Source organism: Paraburkholderia dioscoreae, from assembly GCF_902459535.1.
GTDB classification, from domain to species: domain Bacteria; phylum Pseudomonadota; class Gammaproteobacteria; order Burkholderiales; family Burkholderiaceae; genus Paraburkholderia; species Paraburkholderia dioscoreae.
The window spans coordinates 166,183-184,283 of the sequence record NZ_LR699553.1 but is presented as its reverse complement, the minus strand read 5'-3'; the positions used below and the strand labels follow the sequence as shown (position 1 = coordinate 184,283).

The window sequence follows — 18,101 nt, the reverse complement described above, 5'->3', positions numbered from 1 at the left end:
GCAACACTAAAAGCAAATACACCTACCTCACCAGGTACTGGAGGAAGACATGGCGTCGCTCAACACGCAGTCGCGCAGTCACGCGCGCAAGCAGCAGATTCGTCCGCTGGCGGGTTCGCTGCTGGCTCTGGCAATCGGTTTCGGCGTCGCCACCGCGCACGCCGACGACGCATTGCCGAAGCTGCCCACCAAGACTCCGCTGAAGGTCGGCTTCGCGCAGACCGAAAGCAACAACCCGTGGCGTCTCGCGGAAACCAAGAGCTTCAAGGACGTCGCCGCGAAATGCGGCTGGCAGTTGGTCATGACCGACGCCAACAGTTCGAACTCCAAGCAGGTGTCGGACATCCAGAACATGATCGCGCAGCACGTCGATCTGCTGGTGTTCCCGCCACGCGAAGAAAAGCCGCTTGCACCGATCGTGCTGCAAGCTAAAAAGGCCGGCATTCCGGTGATTCTCGTCGACCGCGACGTCGATCAATCGGTCGCCAAGGCGGGCCGCGACTACATCACGTTCATCGGCTCGGACTTCATCGATCAGGGCCATCGCGCAGCTGACTGGCTCGTCAAGGCGACGGGCGGCAAGGCGAAAATCATCGAACTCGAAGGCACCACCGGCGCGTCCGCCGCGAACGATCGCAAGAAGGGTTTCGACGAAGTCATCGCGAAGAATCCGGGCATGACGATCATCGCGTCGCAAAGCGGCGACTTCGCGCGCGACAAGGGCCGCCAGGTCATGGAAACGCTGTTGCAGGCGCATCCGGACGTCACCGCTGTCTACGCGCATAACGACGAAATGGCGCTCGGCGCGATTGCCGCGATCAAGGCCGCCGGCAAGCAGCCGGGCAAGGACATCCAGATCGTCACGATCGACGGCACCAAGGGCGGCATGGACGCGATCGCGGCGGGCGAACTAGGCGCGAGCGTGCAGTCGAGCCCGTTCTTCGGCCCGCTCGCCTGCGACGTCGCACAGCGTTACGCGAAGGGCGAAAAAATCCCGACGTGGGTCAAAGTGTCCGACAAGTTCTACGACAAGAGCAACGTGCAGCAGAACATGCAGTACGGCTATTGATCGCGAGGCGCCGCTGTCTGCGCAGTCTTGAAGTTTGAGCGCCATGCTGTAGCGGAGCGTCCGCGTGCTCCGGCGGCGCCCGAAGGAAGTCTCCCGCCCTGAAGCACGCGCTGTTTGAGGCATAGGGATCGGGGACTGCCTCGCAGGACGTCCCCGCCTCGAATCGGTCTCCTCGGGGGGCGGGCGACGGGAAGGGTTCGGAGCGACGCGTTCGTGGCAGCACGAACCGTCGCTTCGCTTTTATGCGGCGTACCATGATTGAGCGACATCGCCCGCATAAGAGCCCCGAACGAAGGGCCGCACCGGCTCGCACGCGCAATGCATAGCTGGCGCGCACGCGGCAAATAAAGCAGCACATGCATCAGGAGGACACCCGTGACGGAATCCGGCAAAGAGACGCCACACTCTCCCCTTACCCGTTCGCCGCTGCTCGACATGCAGGACATCGGCATCAGCTTCGGCGGCGTGCCCGCGCTGCGCGGCGCCAATCTGAGCGTCGCCGCCGGCGAAGTGCATGCGCTGATCGGCCAGAACGGCGCGGGCAAATCGACCCTGATCAAGATCCTGACCGGCGCCTATCGGCGCGGCTCGGGCAGCGTGCGCTTCGAAGGCCGCGAGGTCGATTTCCGCACGCCCAAGCAGGCGCGCGAAGCCGGCATCAGCACGATCTATCAGGAGATCAATCTGGTGCCGTTCCGCTCGGTGGCGGAGAACATTTTCCTCGGCCGCGAGCCGCGCCGCTTCGGGCTGATCGATTGGCGCGCGGTGCAGCAACGCGCCGCCGCGCTGCTCGAATCGTTCGGCTTGCAGATCGATGTGAAGAAACCGGTCGGCCGCTATTCGACCGCGATCCAGCAGATGGTGGCGCTCGCGCGCGCGGTGTCGTCCGACGCGAAGATGGTCATCATGGACGAGTCCACCTCGTCGCTCGACGAACGCGAAGTGGAACTGCTTTTCACGGTGGTGCGCAAGCTGCGCGACGACGGCCGCGCGGTGATCTTCGTGTCGCACCGGCTCGACGAACTGTACGCGTTGTGCGACCGCGTGACGGTGATGCGCGACGGCCAGACGGTCGCGCAAAGCACGATGGCGGAGATGGACAAACTGCAGCTCGTCACGACGATGCTCGGCCGCACGCTCGCCGCCGTCGTCCAGGACGACACCGCGGCCCGCGAAACGAACCTCGCGCGGCGCGGCAAGCAGATGATCGCGACAACACATCTGAGCGCGCATCCGAAAGTGAGCGACGTCTCGCTCGAAGTACATGCCGGCGAAGCCGTGGGTCTCGCCGGCCTGCTCGGCTCGGGTCGCACGGAAACCATGCGGCTGATGTTCGGCGCCGATCCGCTGGAGCGAGGCTCGCTCACGATCGGCGGTGAAACCGTCGCGCTGAAGTCGCCGCAAGACGCGATCGCGCGTGGCCTCGCCTATCTCACCGAAGACCGCAAGGCCGAAGGCATCGTCCCCGAACTTTCGGTGCGCGACAACCTCACGCTCGTCTGTCTGCGCACGCTGGCGAAGAACGGCGTGGTCGACGTGAAGAAGCAGCAGGCGATTGTCGATCGCTTCATTGCGTCGCTCGGCATCAAGCTGCGCTCGCCGGATCAGCCTATCCGCGAACTGTCCGGCGGCAATCAGCAGAAGGTTCTGCTGGCGCGCTGGCTGGCGGCCGAGCCATCGCTGTTGCTGCTCGACGAACCGACGCGCGGCATCGATGTCGGCGCCAAAGCGGACGTGGCGAAGATCGTGCGTGAACTGCGCGACGCGGGCCTCGCCGTGCTGCTGTCCGCCTCCGAGCTGGAAGAGTTGACGGCGGTGGCCGATCGCGCCGTGGTGATCCGCGACGGCCGCACGGTCGCCGAACTGAACGGCGTCGACATGAGCGAGACCGCGATCATGGATGCCATTGCCTACGGCGGCGACGGCCATTCGCAACTGGCCGATGCCGCGCAAACGGCAAACGCCGCACACATCGCAGACGCGCTGGAGGGCGACCGTCATGGCGCTTAAGTTGCCCACCGAAACGTTGCATACCGAGCCACGGCTCGGCGAGACCGCCCAGCAGATGACGGCCGCGCCGCGCGCCGCACCGGCAACGACCGTGCGCAAATGGCGCCATCTCGCCATGCAGCGCGAAGTGATCGTCCTGCTCGCGATGGTGCTCTTCAATCTGTTCTTCACGCCGCACTTCTGGTCGCTGCAAACCTTCAACGTCAACATGACGCAGGTGGTGACGATCGTGATCGTCGGCATCGGCATGACGCTGGTGGTGGCGACGGGCGGCATCGATCTGTCGGTGGGCGCGTCGATGGCGATCTCCGGTGCGCTCGCGCCGATGCTGTTCCTGAACATTGCCGGTCCCGCCGGCATTACGCTCGCGTTCGTGTTGCCGGTACTGGCCGCCGCGTTGTGCGGCGTCTTCAACGGCTTGCTGGTGACGAAGTTATCCGTGCAGCCGATTGTCGCGACGCTGGTGCTGTTCATCGCCGGCCGCGGCATCGCGCAGGTCGTCACCGACGGCAGCCTGCAGGCGTTCAACACGCCCGCCTTCCAGTGGATCGCGCTCGGCAAGGTCGTGGGCGTGCCGTTCCAGGTGCTGCTGATGCTCGCGCTCGTCGCCGTGTTCGTGTGGGTCGTGCGCAAGACGCTGTTCGGTCAATATCTGCTGATCACCGGCGGCAACGAAAAGGCCGCCTATCTGTGCGGCGTGCCGACGGCCACCGTGAAGCTGATCGCCTACACGCTGTGCGCTGCGCTCGCGGGACTGGCGGGACTGATCTCGATCTCGGTGAATTCGTCCTCGGATGCGAACGTGGTCGGGCTCGGCGTCGAACTCGATGCAATCGCGGCGGTCGCCGTCGGCGGTACGGCGCTCACCGGCGGCAAAGCGTATATCGGCGGCACGCTGATCGGCGCGCTGATCATCCAGTTGCTGCGCTACACGCTGCTTGCGCACGGCATTCCCGACGCGGCGGCGCTGGTGGTGAAGGCCGGCATTATCGTCGCCGCCGTTTATGTGCAGCGGCGCTCGCGCTGACGCGGCAAGGACATTCCCGGACTCGATGCGATGAAAAAGAATCTTCCTATCCTGCTCGCGCTGGCCGCCCTCGTCGTGTTCGGCCTCGTGCGCTACGAGCATTTCGGCTCGGCGTACAACATTACGTCGTTCTGGCGTTACAACTCGATGTTCGCGCTCATCTCGGTGGGCATGGCGTTTGTCATCATCACGGGCGGCATCGATCTGTCGGTGGGCACGGTGGCCGCGCTGGCGAGCGTCGTCGCCGCGCTGACCAGCGTGTACGGCGGCTGGGTCGCCGTGCTGGCAGGATGCGCTGCGGGACTCGCGGTCGGCGTGCTGAACGGACTGATTATCACGCGTCTGAAGATCCTGCCGTTTATCGTCACGCTCGCGACAAGCCTCGGCGCGCACGGCGTCGCGCTGCTGCTCGGCAAGAACGATGCGGTGTCGATTTCCGCCGAATCGAACTTCGGCAACTTCGGTCAGGGCGATCTGTTCGGGCTGCCGATTCCCGGCATCGTTGCAGTGTTGGCGGCCTTGGCCGGCTGGCTCGCGCTGCGCAGTACGCGCTTCGGGCGGCATTCGCTGGCGATCGGCGGCAGCGAGGAAGCCGCGCGGCTGATGGGCCTGAACGTCGACCGCACTCTCGTGATGGCCTATGCGGTGAGCGGCCTGCTCGCCGGCATGGCGGGCGTGATCCTCGCCGCGCAGTTCGGCGCGGGACAACCCAACGAAGGCGTCGGCTGGGAGCTGTTCGCCATCTCGGCGGTCGTGCTCGGCGGCACGTTGCTCACGGGCGGGGAAGGCTCGATCGGGATGACGATTGCCGGCGTATTGCTGCTGGGGCTAGTGTTCAACCTGTTGAACTTCGAAAACGGGCTGGGATTTATCAGCTTGTCGGCGTATTGGCAATCGGTGATTCGCGGCGTGTTCCTGCTGCTCGTGATCGTGTTGCAGGCCCGGGTGCTGAAACAGCGCGGGAAAAAGCGGGTAGCGGCTCCGGCGTGAGCGGCGCATTCACGCGGCCTTGTCGATCTGTGCGGCACGGCGGCGCGGCGGTTCAGGTTCATCGCCGCTGGCACCGACTTGCACGCTTCGGAGTAATCGAAACGATAATTGCAGAAAGCCTTATTTCAATTGGAACTCAGGCGTGCCTAACGACGATTGACCCACCTTTGTGTACCAACCCCGCGACACCCGCGCGGGCCGGATGAAAACACCGTCACGCGTACGCCAGGCATCCCGCCACCGTCCATTTCCTCACCGTTCGTGCGACTCTTGCCAGTTTTATCAGCAGGGTCAATGCTGCAGCGCATGGCGGGTTTCGGTATCATCCTGAAAATGCTGCCCGCGCGGCGCGCCTATCCGGCGCATGCCGGACAGCCGATGGCGGCCGCCCTGCGCGGCTTTCGCTCATCGCCGTACCTTCCGAAGCGCGGCCGCATCCATGCCAACGTACTTCGCGGCGCCCGGTTTTACCGACTGCCGGCGCCGACGCTTCCGGGTCCGGTCACCCGCTTGACCACGCTCAACCGTCGCGCCGGCGCTACAGGCAGCAGGCGCGGTAAAATAGCGGATTGCGCTTGATTCCCATATGGGTTAACGCAGCATCGCCCTTGCCGTGCCGGCCGGCTCAAGACGACTGGCCGCCTTTGTTTTCGCACTATCCAAGAAGCCATGAGCAACCTGAATTCACAAACCGTCCTGAGCGTCCATCACTGGACCGATACGCTTTTCAGCTTCACCTGCACGCGCGATCCGTCGTTCCGTTTCGAAAACGGCCAGTTCACGATGGTGGGCCTTGAAGTCGACGGCAAGCCGCTGATCCGCGCATACAGCCTCGCGAGTGCGAACTACGAAGAACACCTCGAATTCCTGAGCATCAAGGTGCAGGACGGGCCGCTCACGTCGCGTTTGCAGCATCTGAAGGTCGGCGACGAAGTCCTGATCGGCAAGAAGCCGGTCGGCACGCTGATGGCCGACAACCTGCTGCCGGGCAAGACGCTGTGGCTGCTGTCCACCGGCACCGGCCTCGCGCCGTTCATGTCGATCATCAAGGATCCGGACATTTACGACCGTTACGAGCGCGTCGTGCTCACGCACACCTGCCGTTTTGTCGACGAGCTGGCGTACAAGGAATACATCACGGATCATCTGCCGGCGCACGAGCATCTGGGCGAGCTGGTGCAGGAAAAACTGCTGTACTACCCCACCGTCACGCGCGAAGCGTTCCAGAACCGCGGCCGCATCACCGAGCTGATCGAAACCGAAAAGCTGTTCGCCGACCTCGGCGTGCCGGGCTTCTCGCTCGAAAACGATCGCGTCATGCTGTGCGGCAGCCCGCATATGCTGCGCGACACGCGCAAGCTGCTCGACGACCTGGGCTTTCAGGAAGGCAGCAACAACGCGCCGGGTCACTACGTGGTCGAAAAAGCCTTCGTTGGCTGAAGCCACGGTTGGATTTTTGCGGCTCTGGCCGCGGAATCAGCGAAAGGAGCCTTCGGGCTCCTTTTTTGTTGCCGGTTACAAATCAGCGTCTCCAGCACGACATTCGGCGTCAGCATTCTTCCTACAGGAATCGCATGACAAATCATCATGGATTGCGTGAAATCAAGGCGCTAACCCTTGGTGCGACTGCATTTTTTCTATTTATGAGATATCATCGCGGCGCATCGTCAGTCAAATTGACACGCCTGCCATGGCCCGCCCGCCATGTTACTGAATGTAAATTTCGTTACGCCATACTGTAGCGATTCACCGGTTGCGCCCTAAGCGCAACGGCTTGCACCTGGAGGCCTGAGACCTGTATGCGTTCTTTCGTCTTCACGCCGCCAGGGCGTACCCGCTTCGCCGTCCGCATTGCATTCTGAGAAGGAAGGTCATGGATACGTCGACTGTCGTCCCGTTCGCCGCCCATCTTCCCACGTCATCGGCACGTGAAGGATCCGACGCGTCCGCTGCGCCGTCTTCGTCGACCCAACAGGAAATCGAACGGTTGCGCGCCCGGGTGCGCGAACTCTCGGCCGAACTCGTCCAGGCGCAGGAAGCCGCTTGCCGCCATGTGGCGCGCGAGTTGCACGACGGCGTAGGCGCCGAGCTGACCGCCACCCGCTTCGCGCTTGCCGGCGTCGAAACCTGGCTGCCCGCCGATGCCCCGCCGCAGTGCGCCGCCGCGCTCGCCGTGGCGAACCGCTCGCTCGATGCCGTGTGCGAAGCCAGCCGCCAGGCTGTCGCGGAACTGCATGCGCCGTCGCTCGATGCAGGCATTGTCGGCGCATTGGCCCACTGGACCGGCGACTTCGCCGCGCGCACGCAATTGCGCACGAGTTTCGTCTGCGCCGCCGACGTGCGCCTCACGCGCCTGCCCGCCGACGCCGCGCTGGCCGTATTCCGCGTCGCGCAGGAAGCGCTGAACAATATTGCCAAACACGCGCGCGCCGAATCCGCCGACGTGCGCATCGAAACCAGCCGCCGTCACCTCACACTGATCGTGACCGACGACGGCATCGGCGTGACGCGCGACACCGGCAGCCGACGCGGCCATTTCGGCCTGAGCGGCATGCAGGCGCGCTGCGCGGCCTTCGACGGCACGCTGCGCGTCAGCGCCCGCCGCGCCGATGCGGAGCGCGGCGGCAGCGGCACGCAGTCGCGTGGAACTATCGTCCGGGCGCGCTTTGCGTGGGACGCCATGCTGGCGCACGCGCCGCGCGCCCGCCGGCACGCCCTGCAATCGTGAGCACGACTTCATGAGCCTGCGCATTCTGCTCGTCGACGATCACGCGGTGGTTCGCCAGGGCGTCCGTCAGTTGCTGCTCGACCGCGGCGTGGCGCGCGAAGTGACCGAAGCGCAAAGCGGCGCCGAAGCGCTCGACGCCGTCGCCCGGTTCAGCTATGACGTGGTGCTGCTGGACATTTCGCTGCCCGACATGAACGGTGTCGAAGTTCTCAAGCGTCTGAAGCGCAAGGCGCCGCGCGTAGCCGTGCTGATGTTTTCGATGTACCGCGAGGACCAGTACGCCGTGCGCGCGCTGAAAGCGGGCGCCGCCGGCTATCTGTCGAAAACCGTCGACACCGCGCAGATGATCGGCGCGATCCAGCAGGTCGCGGCAGGCCGCAAATACGTGAGCCCGGCGATGGCCGAGGCGCTCGCGGACTACGTATCCTTCGACGGCGAGCAGATGCCGCACGAAAAGCTCTCCGACCGCGAATATCAGACGCTGTGCATGCTCGCGTCGGGCAAGCGGCTGACGGATATCGCCGTAGCGCTCTCACTGTCGGTGAAAACGGTCAGCGTGTACCGCACCCGTCTGCTCGAGAAGATGAAGCTGCGCAACAACGCCGAACTGACGTTCTACGTGATGAGCAATCGGCTCGTCGATCTGAATCCCGCGATGGCGGGCTGACCGCTCTCACCGCTGGCGCTGCTCTGTGTGTGCTGAAAAACTCGCATCCGGCATAGCCAGCTTGCAAGAGAGCGATTCCCTCCCGAGCGCCTGCGCGTCGCGCGAAACCCTTGCTGCGATTGGCCGCGCAGCGGACGAACCTCCCCTCCGAATCTCATCCGCCGGGATTTTCAGCCCCGCGCCTATGCCGTAAAAAGCACGCTCCAGAACGGTGCAGAGTACCGATCCGCTAAAATCGTGGGTTTCCCCGACATTCGGCGCGCAACACGCGTGCACTACTGGAGACCCCCGCCAATGTCCCTGTTTCGCAAGAAGAGCGTCGAGCACATGATCGCCGCAAGTGCTCAGAACGCCGGTTTGAAGAAGGCGCTCGGCGCGCTCGATCTGACCTTCCTCGGGGTCGGCGCCATTATCGGCACCGGCATTTTCGTGCTGACCGGCACGGGCGCCGTGCAGGCCGGGCCGGCGCTGATGATCTCGTTCCTGATCGCGGCGATCGCCTGCGGCTTCGCCGCGCTCGCCTACGCAGAATTTGCCTCGACGATTCCGGTGGCGGGATCGATCTACACGTATTCGTATGCGACGCTCGGCGAACTCGCCGCCTGGATTATCGGCTGGGACTTGATGCTCGAATACGGACTCGCTACCTCCGCTGTCTCGGTGGGCTGGTCGGGCTATCTGCAATCGTTGCTATCGGGCTTCGGCGTGTCCTTGCCGGTTGCGTTGACGGCGGCGCCGGGCGCGTTGCCTGGCCACGACACGCTCTTCAACCTGCCCGCGTTCCTCGTGATGATGGCGATCACCGCGCTGTTGTCGTTCGGCGTGCGCGAGTCGGCGCGGATCAACAACATCATGGTCGCGATCAAGGTGGTCGTGGTGTTGCTGGTCATCGGCGTGGGCGTCTTTCACGTGACGCCGGCCAACTGGCATCCGTTCATGCCGAACGGCTGGAACGGCGTGTTCGGCGCGGCGGCGGTGATGTTCTTCGCGTTCATCGGTTTCGACTCCGTGTCGTCCGCAGCGGAAGAGGTGAAGGATCCGAAGCGCGATCTGCCGATCGGGATCATTGCGTCGCTGGGCGTTTGCGCGGTGTTGTACGTGGCGGTGGCCGCCGTCGTCACCGGCATCGTGCCGTCGGCGCAGTTTGCGAATATTTCGCACCCGGTGTCGTATGCGTTGCAGGTTGCGGGTCAAAAGTGGGTTGCGGGTTTTATCGACCTCGGCGCCGTGCTGGGTATGTTGACGGTGATTCTGGTGATGGCTTATGGCCAGACTCGGGTGATTTTCGCCATGTCGCGCGATGGGTTGTTGCCGGCGCGGCTTTCGCGGGTGCATCCGCGGTTTGCTACGCCGTTTTTTACTACGTGGCTCGTGGGGATTTTCTTTGGGTTGATCGGGGCGCTGGTGCCGTTGAATGTGTTGGCTGAGCTGATCAATATCGGCACGTTGGCCGCGTTTTCGATGGTGTCGATTGCGGTTCTCGTTTTGCGGAAGACGCATCCCGAGTTGCCGCGGGCGTTTCGGTGTCCTGGAGTGCCGGTTGTGCCGGTGTTGGCGGTCGGTTCTTGCCTTTTCCTGATGATTAATCTTCAGGCTGTTACGTGGGTGGCGTTTGTGGTTTGGTTGCTCGTTGGGATGGTTATTTATTTTGGGTATTCGCGGAGGCATTCCAAGTTGAGCAAGTGATGGGGGTTTGTCTGCTTGGCGTTTGTGGGTGGGTTGTTGTGTTGGGTTGTTGGCCTTTCCTTGAATTCAAGGGCCTGTCATAGATTTTGTGTGAAGGCATAACATGTAGCTTAAGGAGCATGTATGCCACGCAAACCCAAGACGGCCACGGAGGCCCAGACGGCGTTGCCGTCCATTCCGAAGGAACTGATTGACCAGTTCGTGAAGGGTCCAATGACGGCCGAGGCGGTGCACGCCGCATCAGCCGCGTTCAAGAAGGCATTGATCGAGCGGGCACTGGGTGCCGAGCTCGGTCATCATCTGGGGTATCCGGCAGGCGCCGTGCGACCCGAAGACGCGACCAACCAGCGCAACGGCAAGAGCGGCAAGACGGTGCTGACCGACGACGGCCCGCTACGGCTGGAGATTCCGCGCGACCGCGACGGTAGCTTTGCTCCGATCCTGATTCCGAAGCACGAGCGGCGCTTCACGGGCTTTGACGACAAGATCATCGCGATGTACGCCCGCGGCATGACGGTGCGCGAGATCCAGGGGTTTCTGGCCGAGCAGTACGGCACCGAGGTGTCGCCGGAGTTCATCAGCTCGGTAACTGACGCCGTGATGGACGAGGTGATGGCCTGGCAGGCACGCCCGCTCGAGCCGATGTATCCAGTGGTGTTCTTCGACGCGCTGCGGGTCAAGATCCGCGAGGAAGGACTGGTACGCAACAAGGCGATCTATCTGGCGCTGGGCATCCTGCCGGACGGCACGCGGGACATCCTGGGACTGTGGATCGAGAACACGGAAGGCGCGAAATTCTGGATGAAGGTGTTCAGCGACCTGAAGGTGCGTGGCGTGCAGGACATCCTGATCGCGGTCACCGATGGACTGAAGGGTATGCCTGAGGCGCTGGGTGCGGTGTTTCCGGCCACCACCCTGCAGACTTGCATCGTGCACCTGATCCGCAACTCGCTGGACTACGCGAGCTGGAAGGATCGAAGGGGGCTGGCTGCGGCCATCAAACCGATTTATACGGCGGCCAGCGCTGAGGCTGCCCAGGCCGAACTGGACGCGTTCGAGCAGGGCGAGTGGGGCAAGCGATTCCCGACGGTGGTGGGGGCCTGGCGCCGCGCCTGGGATCGCGTCATCCCGTTCTTCGCGTTTCCCCCTGCGGTACGCAAAGTGATTTACACCACGGATGAAATCGACAAGCCCCTGCTTGATATTTATATGAGGTCGGCGTTCCCGGCCACACCAGTGGTACCTCGCGTTTGTTGGGACGCGTCTGCTTCCATCGTGAGAACAGGCGTTGATAGGTGCGCTCGGCCTGCTCGGCTATGGCCCGTTCCTGGTCGCGTACGCTCTTCAGGCTGTAAGCGGCAGCCGATCCTTTGCGCGAGCCATGTTGTGCCGGCATGCCGGACTGCAACTCCAGGGCGCGCAGCTTGTGTGCGGTCAGGGCTGGACGATCCCAGGCGAACGGCTCATTGCGCGTGAGCACGTACCACACGATGACCGCCAGTTTGCGTGCCGTCGCGACAATGGCGACCTGCTGGCCGCGACGGTCGCGTACGCGCAGGAAGAAAGCGCGCAGAGGGCCGGGCGCCTGTGCTGCGCCCCAGGCTGCCTCGACGAGCAATCCTCGCGCGTACGAACGTCCCCGCTTGGTGATGTGACCGTGCCTGGCGGGCGTTGGGCCCGACTGATAGACCGACGGGTTCAGCCCGAAGTAGCTCACCAGCTTCTCCGGATTGGGAAACCGTTCAACGGCGCCGATTGCCGACAGCAGGCCGATTGCCACAGTGGCATTGACGCCGGTGATGGTCAGCAGCCTGCGCAACCGCTCGTCGCCGATACTGGCTTGCGCCAGGGCCTTGTCGACCTCGTGCAGATCCTCCCCAAGACGGTCCAGCTCCCGCAAGCGTTGCTCGACGCCCAGACGCTCGTCCATCGGCAGCGGTTGGGCCGTGAGCCATACGCGTCCCTTCCTGCCGAACAGATCAGTAGCGGGGCACCGCTCGATCAGATGCGCAGCCAGCACCGCATGAACTTCGTTCTTCAGCCTCGTGCGTTGCCGCACGAGTTGTGACCGGCGCGAGACCTGTCGGCGTAGCGCCAGGGTGCTCTCGTCGGGCATCCAGACTTCCGGCAGGAAATGGCTTGCGTACAGTTGGGCCAGCACTGCCGCATCAATCCTGTCCGTCTTGACGCGTGCCTCGGCGATGAGCCGTACCAGCAGTGGATTCGCAATTGCGACACGCGCGACGCGAGGGCGCAGTACGTTGACGATGGCGGCGGTATTGCCCGTCGCTTCGAGCACCACATGATCGGTGCTGCGCAGGCTTGCGGCAAAGCGCTCCAGTTCGTCGCGTCTGAGCCCGGCACGGCCACCAGCATGCAGCACGCCGTCCTCCAGATACGCGATCTCGGCCACGGAGCGCGAAACATCCAGTCCTACGATTCGCATAACCGTTCTCCCATTCAGATGAATGTTGGGAGCCGGTGGGACAGCACGACAACTACGGATTCGCGCTCGCAGCGCAACCGGGCGGGTCGCAGGGGCGGCCAACTACTAACACGAGCTCGCGGCTCATCGTATAACAACGGCCTGCCCACCCGAAGTGCTCCCCGGTGCCCCTTGTCCCGGATGGTCACACCATACGCCAGAAATGCACGGCGCGGGACCGTGAGGCACCGGCTATATCATGCCGGTTACGAATGCCATTGAAAGTGTAAATGCCCAGCTACGCAAGATCGTCAAGACACGTGGCCACTTCCCGACGGACGAGGCCGCGACCAAATTGCTGTGGCTGGCGTTACGTAATATCACGGCTGACTGGAGCCGGGCGGCTCACGACTGGAAGGCCGCGATGAACCAGTTCGCGATCCTCTACGAGGATCGCTTCACCAGGATTCATTTGTAGAATGCAATTGACGACCTGCCAGACGGCAGGCTTTTATCTGCCTTGCACACAAAAATTCAGACACTCCCAAGGAAAGGCCAACAACCCAACCACCCAGCAGTCAAAAAAAAACCCCTCATAGCGCCCCAGCCCAATTTGTGCTTTACTTTTCGGCAGCCCTATAAGAAAACCCGCAACACCCCAATCGGACCGCAAAAAAACAGGCAGCCGAAGGCAAACACCAACCGCAAAAGGTCCGGTCTCACCCCATAAGGAGACAACTTCATGGCGATCAGCATCAGTCTGACGGTGAACGGCGCGCCCATCAGCGCCTCAATCGATCCTGGCACCCTGCTAGTCCAGTTCCTTCGGGATCAGTTGCGTCTCACCGGCACACACATCGGCTGCGATACGGCCCAATGCGGCGCGTGCACGGTCCATCTGAACGGACGCGCGATCAAATCCTGCAACATCCTCGCGGTGCAGGCGGACGGCGCGAAAATCACCACCATCGAAGGGCTCGCCAAAGACGGCACACTGCATCCCATGCAGGCAGCCTTCAAACATTGCCACGGCCTGCAATGCGGCTTCTGTACGCCCGGCATGGTGATGAGCGCGGTCTCGCTCGTCCAGCGCCAGCCGGATCTCACCGGCGATGACGTACGCGCCCAGCTCGACGGCAATCTGTGCCGCTGTACGGGCTATCACAACATCGTCAAAGCAGTGCTCGAAGGCGCCGAAAGCATGAAGTCCGCCGCCGCCAACGCCGCCGACAATGCCACCGCGCAGGCCACCGCACCGGCCACCGCCTGAGGAGCCGACGATGAACGCACCCGAAACTCACCTGATCGGCGCCTCCGTCGAACGTAAGGAAGACTATCGGTTCCTGACCGGCAATGGCCAGTACACCGACGACATCGTCCTGCCCCAGCAAACCTACGCGGTATTTCTGCGCTCGCCGTACGCGCACGCGAAGATCAACAGCATCGACACTGCCGCGGCCAAGCAGTCGCCCGGCGTAGTGGCGATCTTCACCGGCACGGACATGGCCGCTGACAACGTCGGCGGCCTGCCGTGCGGCTGGCTGATCCACAGCACGGACGGTAAGCCGATGAACGAGCCGCCGCATCCGGTCATCGCGCATACGAAAGTGCGTCACGTCGGCGACCAGGTCGCGCTCGTGATCGCCGATTCGATCAAGGCCGCCAAAGACGCCGCCGAATTGATCGAAGTCGACTACGACGTGCTGCCGGCCGTCGTGGACACCGCGCATGCAGCCGACGCCGGCCAGCCCGCCGTGCACGACGAAGTGCCCGACAACATCTGCTACAACTGGGGCCACGGCGACAAAGCCGCCACCGACGCCGCCTTCGCCAAAGCCGCGCACGTCACCACGCTCGACATCGTCAACAACCGGCTGATTCCGAATGCGATCGAACCGCGCGCGGTCAACGCGAGCTATTCGGTGCAGGACGACAGCTACACGCTCTACGTCGCGAACCAGAATCCGCATGTGGAGCGCCTGCTGATGGCGGCATTCGTGCTGTCGCTGCCAGAATCGAAACTGCGCGTGATCGCGCCGGACGTCGGCGGCGGCTTCGGATCGAAGATTTTCCTGTACGCCGAAGACGTCGCGCTGACCTGGGCGTCGAAGAAAATCCGCCGTCCGGTCAAGTGGACGGCCGAGCGCTCGGAAGCGTTCGTCTCGGACGCGCATGGCCGCGATCACGTGACCAAGGCCGAACTGGCCATGGACGCGGACGGCAAATTCCTCGGCATGCGCATCCACACGACCGCCAACATGGGCGCGTATCTGTCCACGTTCGCGTCGAGCGTGCCGACCATTCTGTATGCCACGCTGCTCGCCGGCCAGTACGCCACGCCCGCGATCTACGCGGAAGTGAAAGCGGTCTTCACCAACACCGTTCCCGTCGATGCCTATCGCGGCGCGGGCCGCCCCGAAGCGACGTACGTGGTGGAGCGGCTGGTGGAAACCGCCGCGCGTGAGATGAAGCTCGACCCGGCAGAGATTCGCCGCCGCAATTTCATCCACGAGTTTCCGTACGCGACGCCGGTCGGCCTCACCTACGACACCGGCGATTACGATACCCTCCTCGCCCGCTCGCTCGAACTCGCGGACGTCAAAGGCTTCGCGGCGCGCAAACAGGAATCCGAAAAGAACGGCAAACTGCGCGGCCTTGGCTATTCGTGCTACATCGAAGCCTGCGGTCTCGCACCTTCGAATATCGCGGGCGCGCTGGGCGCGCGGGCCGGCCTGTTCGAAGTCGGTCAGATTCGCGTGCATCCCACCGGCTCGGTCACCGTGTTCACGGGCTCGCATAGTCACGGCCAGGGACACGAAACGACCTTTGCGCAAGTGGTGGCCGACCGGCTCGGCATCTCACTGGAAAGCGTCGAGATCGTCCACGGCGACACCGGCCGCATTCCATTCGGCATGGGCACGTATGGCTCGCGCTCGATCGCGGTCGGCGGCTCGGCGATCATGAAAGCGCTCGACAAGATCGAAACCAAGGCGAAGAAGATCGCCGCCCACCTGCTCGAAGCCGCGGCGGAAGACATCGAGTTCAAGGACGGCGTATTCCGCGTCGCGGGCACCGATCGCACCAAGGCGTTTGCCGAGATTTCGCTCGCTGCATACGTGCCGCACAACTATCCGCTCGACGTGCTCGAACCCGGCCTCGAAGAAAGCGCGTTCTACGATCCGACCAACTTCACCTATCCTTCCGGCGCGTACATCTGCGAGATCGAAGTCGATCCGGAAACGGGCGTGTGCCGGATCCAGCAGTTCACCGCGGTCGACGATTTCGGCAACGTGATCAATCCGATGATCGTCGAAGGCCAGGTGCATGGCGGGCTCGCTCAGGGCATCGGCCAGGCGATGCTGGAGCGCTGCGTGTACGACAACGAGAGCGGCCAGTTGCTGTCCGGCTCGTATATGGATTACGCGATGCCGCATGCGTCCGACTTGCCGGACTTCACCGTCGAAACCGCGAAGGGCACGCCGTGCACGCACAATCCGCTCGGTGTGAAAGGCTGCGGCGAAGCGGGCGCGATCGGCTCGCCGCCGGCGGTGATCAACGCGATCCTCGACGCGCTCGTGCCGCTCGGCGTGACCGACCTGCAAATGCCGGCGACGCCGCATCGCGTGTGGTCCGCGATCCACGCCGCCAAGCAAGCCCATTGAGATCCTGAGCGGAGCATTCGACATGTATTCATTCGAGTATCAACGCGCGACGGATCCCAAAGCGGCCGCCGCCCTTCTCACCACCGACAGCGACGCGAAGTTTCTGGCGGGCGGCCAAAGCCTGCTGCCCACCATGCGGCTGCGTCTCGCGCAGCCGTCGCAACTGATCGACGTAACGCGCATTCCCGCGCTCAAGTCGATCACCGTCGACGGAAAAACGGTGACGATTGGCGCCGCCGTGTGTCATGCGGACGTCGCGGATCACGCGGAACTGCGGCGCGTATCGCCAGCGCTCGCGGATCTCGCCGCGCATATCGGCGATCGCCAGGTGCGCGCGCTCGGCACGATCGGCGGCTCGCTTGCCAACAACGACCCGGCCGCCTGTTATCCGGCCGCGGCGATGGCGCTGGACGCGACTATCGTGACCGACCGGCGGCGCATTACGTCGAGCGACTTCTTCGTCGGCATGTATGAGACGGCGTTGGCGCCCGACGAGTTGATCGTCGCCGTGGAGTTTCCGGTGCCCGAGCGCGCGGCGTACGAGAAATTCCGCAATCCCGCTTCGCACTTCGCGTTGGTCGGCGTGTTCGTCGCGAAGTTTGCGAGTGGCGTGCGCGTCGCGGTGACGGGCGCGGCGGCGTCGGTGTTTCGTGTGCCGGAACTGGAAAGCGCGTTGTCGGCGAACTTCACGCCCGAAGCCGCACGCGCGGTGACGGTGTCGGCCGCCGACCTGAACACCGACATGCACGCGAGCGCCGAATATCGCGCGCATCTGATTCCGGTACTGGCCGCGCGCGCGGTGACGAAGGCGAACGCTTAGCTTTCCCCGCTGTTCGCGGCTGAAGTGCCCGTGCTCGCGCGGGCACTTCAGCCGCATTCGCTCACGGGCGCCACTGACGCGTCGCCTCATTGGCTTCGCTTCATTGCGCAGATTCAGGACCACCATGCAGCCCGCTTCAATCGACGACACCCTCGCCCAACTCGCCGCCCAGCGCTATTTCGCTAGCCGTGAGCTGGCAACCGCACTCTATCTCGCGCTGCGCATGGAACGGCCGCTGTTCGTCGAAGGCGAGCCGGGTGTCGGCAAGACCGAGCTGGCCAAGGCAGCGGCGGGCATGCTCGGCACCTCGATGTTGCGGCTGCAATGTTACGAAGGCCTCGACACGGCGAGCGCGCTCTACGAATGGGACTATCCGCGCCAGATCATGGCGCTGCGTCTTGCCGAAGCCGCCGGCGAGCATCCCGACAACGACACCTTGTATCGCGGCGAATTCCTGCTGAAGCGCCCGCTGCTGCAAGCGCTGATGCCGGATGAAAATCATCCCGGCGCACGGCGCGTGTTGCTGATCGACGAGATAGATCGCGCCGACGAACCGTTCGAAGCCTTTCTGCTGGAACTGCTTTCGGACTTCCAGGTATCGATTCCCGAATATGGCACGGTCCGCGCGGAGCAACCGCCGCTCGTCGTGATGACTTCGAACCGCACGCGCGAAGTGCACGACGCGTTGAAGCGCCGTTGCCTGTATCAATGGATTGGCTATCCGGAACGTGATCGCGAGCTGGAGATCGTTGCCGCTCGCGCGCCGCAAACGTCGGCGGAATTGCAGCGGCGCGCGGTGGATTTCGTCCACCGGCTGCGCGGCATGGATCTGTTCAAGGCGCCCGGCATTGCCGAAACGATCGACTGGTGCCGCGCGCTGGAAGCCTTGTCGGTGACGGAGCTCGACCCGCAATCCGTGCACAACACGCTCGGCGTGCTGCTCAAATATCAGGACGATCTGGCGCGTGTCGACGCCGCGCAGATCGCGCACTGTCTTGCGGCGCCTGGATAGCCAGC

At 63.7% G+C, this 18,101-nt stretch carries 13 protein-coding genes and 3 pseudogenes; 15 read left to right on the top strand and 1 reads right to left on the bottom strand.

Going from position 1 to position 18,101, the window contains the following annotated elements:
* The first annotated feature begins 49 nt into the window (after positions 1-49).
* The 10 genes and pseudogenes from PDMSB3_RS00880 to PDMSB3_RS00835 form a co-directional block, all read left to right on the top strand.
* Positions 50-1,069: an ABC transporter substrate-binding protein gene (locus tag PDMSB3_RS00880; RefSeq protein ID WP_007179644.1), complete on the top strand. Its 1,020-nt coding sequence runs from the start codon at positions 50-52 to the stop codon at positions 1,067-1,069.
* Positions 1,070-1,504: 435 nt separating this feature from the next.
* The gene (locus tag PDMSB3_RS00875) at positions 1,505-3,079 is read left to right on the top strand and encodes a sugar ABC transporter ATP-binding protein (protein WP_232064236.1); all 1,575 of its coding nucleotides are present in this window, start codon (positions 1,505-1,507) and stop codon (positions 3,077-3,079) included.
* Between the two features lie 55 nt (positions 3,080-3,134).
* Positions 3,135-4,106 (top strand): ABC transporter permease, encoded by a 972-nt coding sequence (locus tag PDMSB3_RS00870; RefSeq protein ID WP_165187303.1) that lies wholly within the window; start codon positions 3,135-3,137, stop codon positions 4,104-4,106.
* Positions 4,107-4,136: 30 nt separating this feature from the next.
* Complete coding sequence (locus PDMSB3_RS00865; RefSeq protein WP_007179647.1) at positions 4,137-5,096, top strand: ABC transporter permease; 960 nt, start codon at positions 4,137-4,139, stop codon at positions 5,094-5,096.
* A gap of 294 nt (positions 5,097-5,390) precedes the next feature.
* A complete protein-coding gene (locus PDMSB3_RS00860; RefSeq protein ID WP_007179648.1) occupies positions 5,391-5,675 on the top strand; it encodes a hypothetical protein in 285 nt (94 codons plus the stop codon).
* A gap of 90 nt (positions 5,676-5,765) precedes the next feature.
* Positions 5,766-6,536: a ferredoxin--NADP reductase gene (locus PDMSB3_RS00855; RefSeq protein WP_007179649.1), complete on the top strand. Its 771-nt coding sequence runs from the start codon at positions 5,766-5,768 to the stop codon at positions 6,534-6,536.
* Positions 6,537-6,969: 433 nt separating this feature from the next.
* Complete coding sequence (locus PDMSB3_RS00850; protein WP_007179650.1) at positions 6,970-7,824, top strand: sensor histidine kinase; 855 nt, start codon at positions 6,970-6,972, stop codon at positions 7,822-7,824.
* A gap of 10 nt (positions 7,825-7,834) precedes the next feature.
* Positions 7,835-8,491 carry a response regulator transcription factor RqpR gene (gene rqpR, locus PDMSB3_RS00845; RefSeq protein WP_007179651.1) on the top strand — a complete coding sequence of 219 codons (657 nt, stop codon included), beginning with the start codon at positions 7,835-7,837 and terminating at the stop codon, positions 8,489-8,491.
* A gap of 294 nt (positions 8,492-8,785) precedes the next feature.
* Complete coding sequence (locus PDMSB3_RS00840) at positions 8,786-10,177, top strand: amino acid permease (protein WP_165184274.1); 1,392 nt, start codon at positions 8,786-8,788, stop codon at positions 10,175-10,177.
* A 123-nt stretch (positions 10,178-10,300) separates the two neighbouring features.
* Positions 10,301-11,363: pseudogene (locus tag PDMSB3_RS00835) on the top strand (IS256 family transposase); the annotation flags it as partial.
* A gap of 39 nt (positions 11,364-11,402) precedes the next feature.
* On the opposite strand, the pseudogene PDMSB3_RS00830 reads toward PDMSB3_RS00835, so the two are convergent.
* A pseudogene (locus tag PDMSB3_RS00830) lies at positions 11,403-12,623 on the bottom strand (IS110 family RNA-guided transposase); the annotation flags it as partial.
* A gap of 235 nt (positions 12,624-12,858) precedes the next feature.
* Between PDMSB3_RS00830 and PDMSB3_RS00825 the strand changes: the two are divergent.
* The 5 genes and pseudogenes from PDMSB3_RS00825 to PDMSB3_RS00805 form a co-directional block, all read left to right on the top strand.
* Positions 12,859-13,080, top strand: a pseudogene (locus PDMSB3_RS00825) (transposase); the annotation flags it as partial.
* 264 nt (positions 13,081-13,344) lie between these two features.
* Positions 13,345-13,872 (top strand): (2Fe-2S)-binding protein, encoded by a 528-nt coding sequence (locus PDMSB3_RS00820; RefSeq protein ID WP_007179654.1) that lies wholly within the window; start codon positions 13,345-13,347, stop codon positions 13,870-13,872.
* A 10-nt stretch (positions 13,873-13,882) separates the two neighbouring features.
* On the top strand, positions 13,883-16,264 hold the full coding sequence (locus PDMSB3_RS00815; protein WP_007179655.1) for a xanthine dehydrogenase family protein molybdopterin-binding subunit: 2,382 nt from the start codon (positions 13,883-13,885) through the stop codon (positions 16,262-16,264).
* Between the two features lie 22 nt (positions 16,265-16,286).
* Complete coding sequence (locus PDMSB3_RS00810) at positions 16,287-17,084, top strand: FAD binding domain-containing protein (protein WP_007179656.1); 798 nt, start codon at positions 16,287-16,289, stop codon at positions 17,082-17,084.
* Positions 17,085-17,208: 124 nt separating this feature from the next.
* Positions 17,209-18,096, top strand: coding sequence for an AAA family ATPase (locus tag PDMSB3_RS00805; protein ID WP_007179657.1), 888 nt, complete (start codon positions 17,209-17,211; stop codon positions 18,094-18,096).
* Positions 18,097-18,101: the final 5 nt, after the last annotated feature.